The sequence below is a fragment of the Rhabdothermincola sp. genome, assembly GCF_036846205.1.
Lineage (GTDB): Bacteria > Actinomycetota > Acidimicrobiia > Acidimicrobiales > Acidimicrobilacustridaceae > Rhabdothermincola.
The window spans coordinates 1-9,255 of the sequence record NZ_DAIUCK010000113.1 but is presented as its reverse complement, the minus strand read 5'-3'; the positions used below and the strand labels follow the sequence as shown (position 1 = coordinate 9,255).

The 9,255-nt window shown below is 68.0% G+C and carries 6 protein-coding genes and 2 pseudogenes; all 8 read left to right on the top strand.

What is annotated here, in order from left to right:
• Window positions 1-391 (top strand): annotated as a pseudogene (locus tag V7004_RS13825) (class I SAM-dependent methyltransferase); the annotation flags it as partial.
• Between the two features lie 213 nt (window positions 392-604).
• On the top strand, window positions 605-1,939 hold the full coding sequence (rpsA, locus tag V7004_RS13820) for a 30S ribosomal protein S1 (protein ID WP_442968070.1): 1,335 nt from the start codon (window positions 605-607) through the stop codon (window positions 1,937-1,939).
• A gap of 272 nt (window positions 1,940-2,211) precedes the next feature.
• Complete coding sequence (gene cpaB, locus V7004_RS13815; protein ID WP_334144690.1) at window positions 2,212-3,072, top strand: Flp pilus assembly protein CpaB; 861 nt, start codon at window positions 2,212-2,214, stop codon at window positions 3,070-3,072.
• Window positions 3,073-3,104: 32 nt separating this feature from the next.
• A complete protein-coding gene (locus V7004_RS13810) occupies window positions 3,105-4,298 on the top strand; it encodes an AAA family ATPase (RefSeq protein ID WP_334144689.1) in 1,194 nt (397 codons plus the stop codon).
• 48 nt (window positions 4,299-4,346) lie between these two features.
• Window positions 4,347-5,705 (top strand): CpaF family protein, encoded by a 1,359-nt coding sequence (locus V7004_RS13805; RefSeq protein WP_208027915.1) that lies wholly within the window; start codon window positions 4,347-4,349, stop codon window positions 5,703-5,705.
• A complete protein-coding gene (locus V7004_RS13800; RefSeq protein ID WP_334144688.1) occupies window positions 5,705-7,654 on the top strand; it encodes a type II secretion system F family protein in 1,950 nt (649 codons plus the stop codon). Before V7004_RS13805 ends, V7004_RS13800 begins: the two co-directional genes overlap by 1 nt.
• Before the next feature lie 10 nt (window positions 7,655-7,664).
• On the top strand, window positions 7,665-8,582 hold the full coding sequence (locus tag V7004_RS13795; protein ID WP_334144687.1) for a type II secretion system F family protein: 918 nt from the start codon (window positions 7,665-7,667) through the stop codon (window positions 8,580-8,582).
• A 10-nt stretch (window positions 8,583-8,592) separates the two neighbouring features.
• A pseudogene (locus tag V7004_RS13790) lies at window positions 8,593-9,255 on the top strand (hypothetical protein); the annotation flags it as partial.

Here is a 9,255-nt window from a genome sequence, read left to right as displayed (position 1 = left end):
GTCCGACGAGGTGTCGCTGCTGGTCGGGCCGGGGTGGGTGGACCCTGACGGGGAGGTCCTGGCGGGCATGGCCCGAGCGGTGCGACCGGGGGGTGTGGTGGCCGTCTCGGCGTTCTCCGCGTACTTCGCGGTTCGGTTCCTCGAGGAGTCGGACACCTTCGATGCGGAAGCCGGAGTCAACCACGAGCACACCACCATCCGAGACCCCGGAGGGGTGGAGCGGGCCGCTGAGCTCTGGACGAGCTGCTTCACCCCGCGGGAGCTGCGACTCCTCGCGGTGGCCGCAGGGCTGACGGTGCGGTCCATCTGGTCGGTGACGCCGGGCGCTTATGCCGCGCACCGTCCCGACCTGGACCATCCGGAGCTGCTGCTCATCGCGCACCGACCCTGAGCTCGCCCGGCAGCCGGGATCCGGCCGGTGCGGTGCTACGCTGGCCCGCCGTGCGCGTCTTGGCGCGCTCTTCCATCCACGTCCATGTGCTCGACGAGCACCCGACCGGTTCCGTCCCGAAGAGAGATCCCGTTGCCCGACCAGACCAGCCCCGATGTAGATCCCGGTTCCTCGACCCTCACCGGCACGATGCCCGACCTCGACGAATCGTCGATGGGCACCTTCGACGAGGAGGGGCGCTACGTGCCCCGGCAGGTCGTCGAGGACGACCTGGGCGGCATGTCGATCGACGAGGCGTACACCCAGACCATGGTCGACGTCGAGGACGGGCAGATCGTCGAGGGCACGGTCGTCAAGGTCGACCGCGATGAGGTCCTGCTCGACATCGGCTACAAGTCCGAGGGCGTCATCCCCGCCCGCGAGCTGTCGATCCGCAACGATGTCGACCCGGCTGAGATCGTCTCGTTGGGGGATCGGGTCGAGGCCCTCGTCCTGCAGAAGGAGGACAAGGAGGGTCGGCTGGTCCTGTCCAAGAAGCGGGCCCAGTACGAGCGGGCCTGGGGCGCCATCGAGAAGACCAAGGAGGAAGACGGCGTCGTCACCGGCCCGGTCATCGAGGTGGTCAAGGGCGGACTCATCCTCGACATCGGGCTGCGGGGCTTCCTCCCCGCGTCGCTGGTGGAGCTGCGACGGGTCCGCGACCTGCAGCCCTACGTGGGCCGGACGCTCGAGGCCAAGATCATCGAGCTCGACAAGAATCGCAACAACGTGGTGCTGTCGCGTCGAGCCTGGCTCGAGGAGACCCAGAAGGAGCAGCGGGAGGACTTCCTCCACAACCTCAAGCCCGGCGAGGTGCGCAAGGGCGTCGTCTCGTCGGTGGTCAACTTCGGCGCCTTCGTCGACCTGGGAGGCATGGACGGGCTCATCCACGTGTCGGAGCTGTCCTGGAAGCATGTCGACCATCCCGGCTCGGTGGTCCAGGTGGGCGACGAGGTGGAGGTGCAGGTCCTCGACGTCGACCTCGACCGGGAGCGCATCAGCCTGTCGCTGAAGGCCACCCAGCAGGACCCGTGGCAGGAGTTCGCGTCGAACCACCGGGTGGGTGAGCTGGTCTACGGACGGGTGACCAAGCTGGTGCCGTTCGGCGCCTTCGTGCAGGTGGGCGACGGTATCGAGGGTCTGGTGCACATCTCGGAGATGTCCGCGCACCACGTCGACCTGCCCGAGCAGGTGGTCACCCCGGGTGAGGAGCTGTGGGTCAAGATCATCGACCTGGATCTCCAGCGTCGCCGCATCAGCCTGTCGATCAAGCAAGCCGCTGAAGGCGGGGTGGTGGCTGCCGAGTACCAGGAGCACTTCGGCGAGCACGCCTACGACGAAGAAGGCAACTACATCGGTGCTGCCGAGTTCGAGGCGACCGAGGGCCAGGAGGCCTGGGCGGAGTACTTCGCCGAGCAGGGGCAGCTGACCGGTGCTGAAGGTGTCGGCGAGCCCGCCACTGACGCGCCGGCCGAGCCGGGCGATCCACCGAGCGCTGCGGAGAGCTGAGCCGAGCCAACCTGCGGGTGTGCCGAAGCCCTACCCCGTATGGGCCGAATCGACTACTGTTCGCCCGGGATTCTGTCGACCTCTCGGGGTTTTCCCGGGGGTTCCACTAAGTCCCACGGGGAAATCGGCCGACATAGGGGCAGCAAGCGGTTCGGGGGTTCTCACCCGCCCAGCGCTCGACGCTGGCGGCGGCTCACCGCACCGGGCGACCACGGACAGGGAACGGGCAGGCTGGACAGGGGTCGTGCCCAAGGACGAGGAGTGAGGTCGGAGTGAGCTCTCGGAGAACGCTGATCCTGCTGGGCGCCATCGCCGTCGGGGTCGTGGCCGCGCTGTTGCTGTTCAACTACGTGCGCGGCATTGAGGACCGGGCGAACAACAACGCCAAGCGGGTGGACGTGTTCGCCGCCAAGGCGCCGATCAAGCGAGGGGTCCTCGGAAAGACCGCGGTGGAGGACGGCTCCATCGGGACGTCGAAGATCCCCCAGGAGTTCAAACCGTCGACGGCCATCGCCAGCACCGACGAGATCATCAAGAAGGTGGCGCTGTTCGACATCCCGGCGGGCGCGGTGATCATCCAGGGCATGTTCGTGGATCCCGCCGCGGCGCAGGTCACCTTCCGGGCACGCTTGAAGAACCCTGACCACGTGGCGATCACCGTCTCGGTCGATCAGGTTCGTGGCGTCGGTGGGTTCCTCCAGCCCGGCGATGAGGTGAACATCCTCGTCTTCCAGGACATCGACACCGAGGGGGCGAAGGTGACCGCCGCGTCTCCGGGCGAGCTGCCCGCCACCTACGTGCTGGACTCGATCGCCCGGTACCTGTACCAGAAGGTCCAGATCCTCGCCGTCGGGCAGAACGCCCTCCAGACCCCGGGTGAGCAGGCCAGCACCACCGGGACCCAGGCCAGCGCGGCACAGGCGGGCAACACCGGGCTCATCACCTTCAACGTGCCCCCGCAGGCCGCGCAGCTGATCGCGATGGCCCAGCAGGCCGGGAGCATCTATCTGACCCTGGTGGCCGAGGACTACCAGCCCCGACCGCTGCCGCCGCCGCCCCCCATCGGTTCGACCCTCCCGGGCGAGGATCCAGCTCAGTTGACGCCCTACGGACCGGCGGGGAACGAGGAGTGACCAGTCCGTTCTCGGGTCAGCCGGGCGAGGCGATGCCCCGACCCGTGGGGGGCCATGTCAGCGGTGGCGGTGCGCCACAGGTCGCGGTGGTGGTCGTCGACGCCGACCAGGCCGTGCGGTCGCGGCTCGCCATGCAACTCGGGCAGGGGGCGACGCCATTCGCCTCCCTGAGCGACCTCACCGCCCGCCTGAGCGGCCAACCGGTCGTGGTGGTGCTCGGTCCCTCGTTCGCCGGCACTGTGGAGCTGACGGCCGCGGAGCAGCTGCTGGCGGCCCGGCGGGAGGTGGGCGCCATCATGGTGACGACGGAGCTCACCACCGAGCTCCTCCAGCGAGCGCTGCGGGCGGGTGTCAAAGACGTGCTGCAGGCCCCCGTCGACAGTGGCCAGCTGGCCGAGGCGGTGGCCCGGGTGGCCGCCACGCTCACCCCGGCGGTGGCGGCCCCCATCCCCACGACCTTCGCCGAAGGCGAGGGTCTCGGACGGGTGATCACCGTGTTCTCCACCAAGGGTGGCGCGGGCAAGTCGGTGATCGCCACGAACCTGGCCGTGGTGCTCGCGAGACGGAGCGAGCGGCCGGTGGTGCTGATCGACGCCGACCTGCAGTTCGGCGACATCGCGGTGATGCTGAAGCTGGCGCCGCAGCACACGATCGTCGACGCGGTCTCCGCTCTCGACCGGCTCGACCTGGCGCTGATACAGAGCCTGCTCATCACCCACAACCCGTCCGGGCTGCGGGTGCTACCCGCGCCGCTCGAGCCGGCGTTCGCCGACCAGATCGGGGCGACCGAGATGGTCAGGATCGTCGAGCTGCTCAGGCAGTTCTGTGCGTTCGTCGTGATCGACACGCCGGCCTATTTCAACGACGTGGTGCTCGGCTTGATCGAGGAGAGCGACGATGTCCTGCTCGTGGCAGGCATGGACATTCCCAACATCAAGAACGTGAAGATCGGCTTGCAGACGTTGCGCCTGCTCAACACGCCGATGGAGAAGGTCAAGCTCATCCTCAACCGGGCGAACTCCAAGGTGAAGCTCGACGTGGGCGAGGTGGAGCGCACGCTCGGGGTGCAGGCGGAGGCGCTGGTCCCGAGCGACGTGGTGGTCCCCCAGGCGGTGAACAAGGGAGAGGCCGTCGTGCTCGTCGCGCCCAAGTCGGGCGTGGCCAGGTCGATGGAAGATCTAGCCGACCTGTTCATTCCGGTCGAAGGCAAGAAGAAGCGCCGGTAGGTCATCCCGAGCCGTGCGCGGGGCAACAACCGAAGGTGAGGAGTAGCAGTGTCGCTCTACAAGCGCCTCCATGACGTGCAAGCGGCGCCGGCGACGGGAGCGAAACGCCGCGACCCGGTCCTCGACGAGCTCCGTCAGAAGATCCACCACACGCTGATCGACGAGCTCGGCCCGATCCTCTATGACAAGCGGCTGTCGGAGGACGATCTCCGCCGCCGGGTCAACGATCAGCTCCATGCCGCGCTCGCCCAGGAGCGCGCCCCCCTCTCGGCTGCCGACAAGGCCCAGCTCATCCAGGACGTCTCCGACGACATCCTTGGGTACGGGCCGATCGATCGGCTGCTCAAGGACGACGAGATCACCGAGGTCATGTGCAACGGGCCGAACGCGGTCTACGTCGAGCGAGGGGGCAAGCTCGAGAAGTCGACGGCCACCTTCGTGGACGAGACGCACCTGCGCCGGATCATCGACAAGATCGTGGGTGAGGTCGGACGCCGCATCGACGAGGCCAACCCCCTGTGCGACGCCCGCCTCCCCGATGGGTCTCGCGTGAACGCGGTGATCCATCCGCTGGCGATCGGTGGACCGTTCCTCACGATCCGGAAGTTCAGCAAGGAGAAGCTGCAGGTCGACGACCTCATCCGCTTCGGCACGCTCAACGCCCACGCAGCGCGCTTCCTGCAGGCCTGTGTGGTCGGCCGGCTCAACATCATCGTCTCGGGTGGGACCGGCACCGGGAAGACCACGACCCTCAACGTGCTCTCGTCGTTCATCCCGGCCGACGAGCGCATCGTCACCGTCGAGGATGCCAAGGAGCTGCAGCTCCATCAGGAACACGTCCTCAGCCTCGAAGCCCGGCCTCCGAACATCGAGGGCCGGGGCGAGATCACCATCCGTGACCTGGTGAAGAACTGCCTCCGTATGCGTCCCGACCGCATCGTGGTAGGGGAGTGCCGCTCGGGTGAGGCACTCGACATGCTCCAGGCGATGAACACCGGCCACGACGGTTCGTTGACCACGGTGCACGCCAACAGCCCCCGAGACACGCTCGCCCGCCTCGAGACCCTCGTGCTCATGGCCGGTTTCGACCTGCCCGTGCGGGCGATCAGGGAGCAGATGGCGTCCGCGATCGACCTGATCGTGCAGCTCACCCGGCTCCGTGACGGTACCCGGCGGATCACCCACATCTCCGAGGTGCAGGGCATGGAGGGCGATGTGATCACGCTCCAGGACGTCTTCCTCTTCGACTACGGCATGGGGGTCGATGAGCACGGCCGGTTCAAGGGGCATCTCAAGGCGACCGGGGTCCGGCCGAAGTTCACCGAGAAGCTCGCCGACCTCGGTATCCGCCTCGGCCAGGAGGTCTTCCAGCCGGAGGGCTTCGCTCGCAAGGCGGTGAGCCGGTAGTGCGGGCCCGCCGTACCCTCGGAGCAGGCGCCCTGCTGGCGCTGGTCGTGGTCTCGGCTCTTTCTGTCGCTACCGCCGGCGCGCAGACCAGATCGCTGCTCGTGGTGCGTGAGGCCGACACCGTCGACCCTGCGCAATCCCGCCTCCAGTTCCTCTACACCGGCGACCGCGGTGAGGTGGGTGCAGCCACCCTGAAGGAAAACGGGCAGCGGGTCGATGTCAGCGTCGCGCCGTTGCCCGACTCGACACCCATCGACGTGGCATTGCTGTTCGACACCTCGGAGCCGATGGACACGTCGGGTGCATTGGTCGCGGCCAAGGACGCAGCCAAGCAGTGGGTCCGGAACCGTGCCGGGGGCCAGAAGCAGTCGATGCGCTTCGCGATCTACACGATGAGCGACACGGCCACCAACCTGCAGGGCTTCACGGCGGACGAGGCGCGGCTGCTCTCGGCGATCGACCGGGTGGGCCCCGCTCGGACCGAGGCCGCAAGCAGGAAGACGGCACTGTGGAAGGCGCTCCGACTGGCGGGCGACGACCTGGCCGAGAAGAAGGGCCAAGCGAACATCGTCGTGATGACCGCGCAAGGTGACAACGTCGGGCCCGCAGGGGAGGACGCTGCCGCCAGGGGGGCGATCGGCAACAGCAACGCGATGGTCTTCGCCGCCGAGTTCACCAACCCACGGCTCAACGACGGGCCGATCCGGGCGATCGTGGACCGGTTCGGTGGGACGGTGCTGGCCACCGATGAAGGGCCACAGATGGGGGAGCTGGTCGGCAGCGTCGGCGAGATGATCTCCCAGCAGCAGTACCTGGCCCGCTACCGCTCCGAGGTCCCGGTCGGCAACGTCGCCGAGCTGACCCTGGAGGTCGGCGGCACGAGCACCGCCGTCGATACCGTCATCGGTGCCTTGACGGTCGGGAAGCCGGCACTGCAGCCGGCAGTCACCGAATCGTCCGGGGGCATCGCCTTCCTGCAGGGTGGTCTGGGGCTGGCAATCGGGATCGTCCTTGCCTTGGTGGCGGTCGGCGGCTTGGCGTACGGCTTGACGCTGGTCGTCGTGAAGGACGATGGGCTCTCGGCAGTGCTGCGCCCGTATGCCGAGCCGATGGGCGAGGACGATGCCGAGAACGACAGCTTCGTCCGCACTCCGCTGGTGCAGCGGGCGGTGGAGATCACCGAGCAGGTGGCAGCGGACCGCGGCCTGCTCGCAACCACGGAGAACGCCCTCGAGCGGGCGAACCTGCCTTTGCGGGCAGGCGAGGCCCTCTTCTTCTACGTGGCGCTCGTGGTAGTGGTGACGGTGCTCGGCCTGGCGTGGTTCGGCTCGCTGGTAGGCGGGCTGATCCTGGGGGCCCTGGCGGCGATCATCCCGATCGCCGCGGTGCGCATCATGGCCGGTCTGCGCAAGAAGAAGTTCATGAGCCAGCTCCCTGACACCCTCCAGCTGCTGTCGGGCACTCTCAAGGCCGGCTACTCCCTCATGCAGGGCGTGGAGGCCGTCTCGCAGGAGGTCGAGGACCCGATGGGCACCGAGCTGCGCCGGGTGGTGACCGAGGCCAGGCTCGGTCGACCGCTCGAAGAAGCACTCGAGGGGACTGCCGAGCGGATGGACAGCAATGACTTCTCGTGGGCGGTCATGGCCATCCGGATCCAGCGGGAGGTGGGTGGCAACCTTTCCGAGCTCCTCTTGACGGTGGCGGAGACGATGACTGCACGCGAGCGGCTGCGTCGAGATGTGGCTGCCTTGACGGCCGAGGGTCGGGTGTCGGCGATGGTGCTCGCCATCCTGCCCATCGGTCTCGCGCTGGCCATGTACGTGCTGAACCCGGAGTACATCTCGAGGCTGTTCAACACCGGGCTCGGCAACGTCCTGCTCGGCGGCGCGATCGTCTCCATGGTGATCGGGTTCGCGTGGATGAAGAAGATCATCGACATCGAGATCTGACGAGGCACACATGCTCATTCTCGGAGGACTGCTGCTCGGCGGAGCGATCGCGCTGATCGTGTACACCCTGCTCTCGCAGGTGAACGAGAAGGCCGTCGTTCGGTCGTCGTTGCGCCAACTCGAGGGCTACGAGGTCGAGAACGTCCGCGATCAGGAACTCTTGGCCCCCATCACCGAACGGGCGCTCATGCCCATCCTCGGGGGGCTGACGAGCCTCGGTCGCCGGTTCACCCCGGTCGGCTACGTCGACGGGGTGCGCAAGAAGTTCATCTACGCGGGTCAAGGAAGCGCGGATGCGGTCGACCGCTTCCTGGCCATCCGGGTGGTGACGGTCGCCCTTGTGCCTCTGGTGTTCATCTTCGCGTACATCTGGAACCCGTTGCGGCTCGAGGGCATGACCCAGTTCGCGGCGTTCCTCTTGTTGGGATTCGCCCTGCTCGCGGGGCCGGACGCATCCCTGAGCCGCAAGGTGGAGGCTCGCCAGCATCAGCTCCAGGTGACCCTGCCGGACATCCTGGACCTGCTCACCATCAGCGTCGAGGCCGGTCTCGGCTTCGAGCAGGCACTGGATCGGGTGATCGTCGCCGTGCCGGGGCCGCTGTCGGAGGAGTTTGCCCGGATGCTCGGGGAGACCCGGGCCGGTGCCTCGAGGGCCGATGCCATGCGAGCGCTCGAGGCTCGCACGAATGTGCCCGAGGTCCGATCGTTCGTGCTGGCCATCCTGCAGGCCGACACCTTCGGGGTTTCGATCGGTCGGGTGCTGCGGGCACAGGCCGAAGAGATGCGGGTGAAGCGCCGCCAGCTCGCCCAGGAGCGAGCCCAGAAGGCTCCGGTCAAGATGCTCATCCCGATGGTGTTCTGCATCTTCCCGGCCCTGTTCGTCATCGTGCTCGGTCCCGCGATCATCAACATCCGCGAAGCGTTCTGAGGCGGCCGGCATGGCCGCCCCCGCCGAGGCCGTCACCGGCACGCCGGCGGCTGTCGGCCGCCGGCTCGTCCAACCAACCACCAGCGCGGTGATCGGTGCCTGGCTGGCGTTTGCCGGCTACTGGTACGGGCTGCGTCCGCTGACCGACAACAGCCTGTTCACCCACATCGCCACCGGGCGCCTGATCGTTGAGGGCCGGTTTCCGCGGACCGACCCCTACTCGTTCACCGCGGCCGGCGAACCGTGGGTCGTGCAGAGCTGGCTGGTCTCCGCGGTCTACGGTCTGGCCGAGTCCTGGTTCGGGGCAGGGGGGATCAGATTCGTGGCCGGTGTGGTCACCGGGAGCCTGGTCGGGCTGGTGTGGGTGCTCACCAGGCCGGCGAGGACGCTCGTGCCGCGCCTTGCGGTGACCCTCATGGTGATGCTGGTGGGCCTCGCCGCCTGGCAGCCCCGGCCGGCTCTGTGGGCTCTGGTGCTGCTGGCGCTCACCTATCTGGCCGCGGACGGGCGCCTGGCTCCGGGGTGGTTGGTGGGGGTCTTCTGGGTGTGGACCAACAGTCACGGTTCGTACCCGCTGGGCCTGCTGCTCCTCGGTGTCCTCGCGCTCGGTCGCCGGCTCGATGGACAGGGCCCGAGGGTCGAGCTCCGGTGCCTGGGCTGGGCGCTGGGGGGG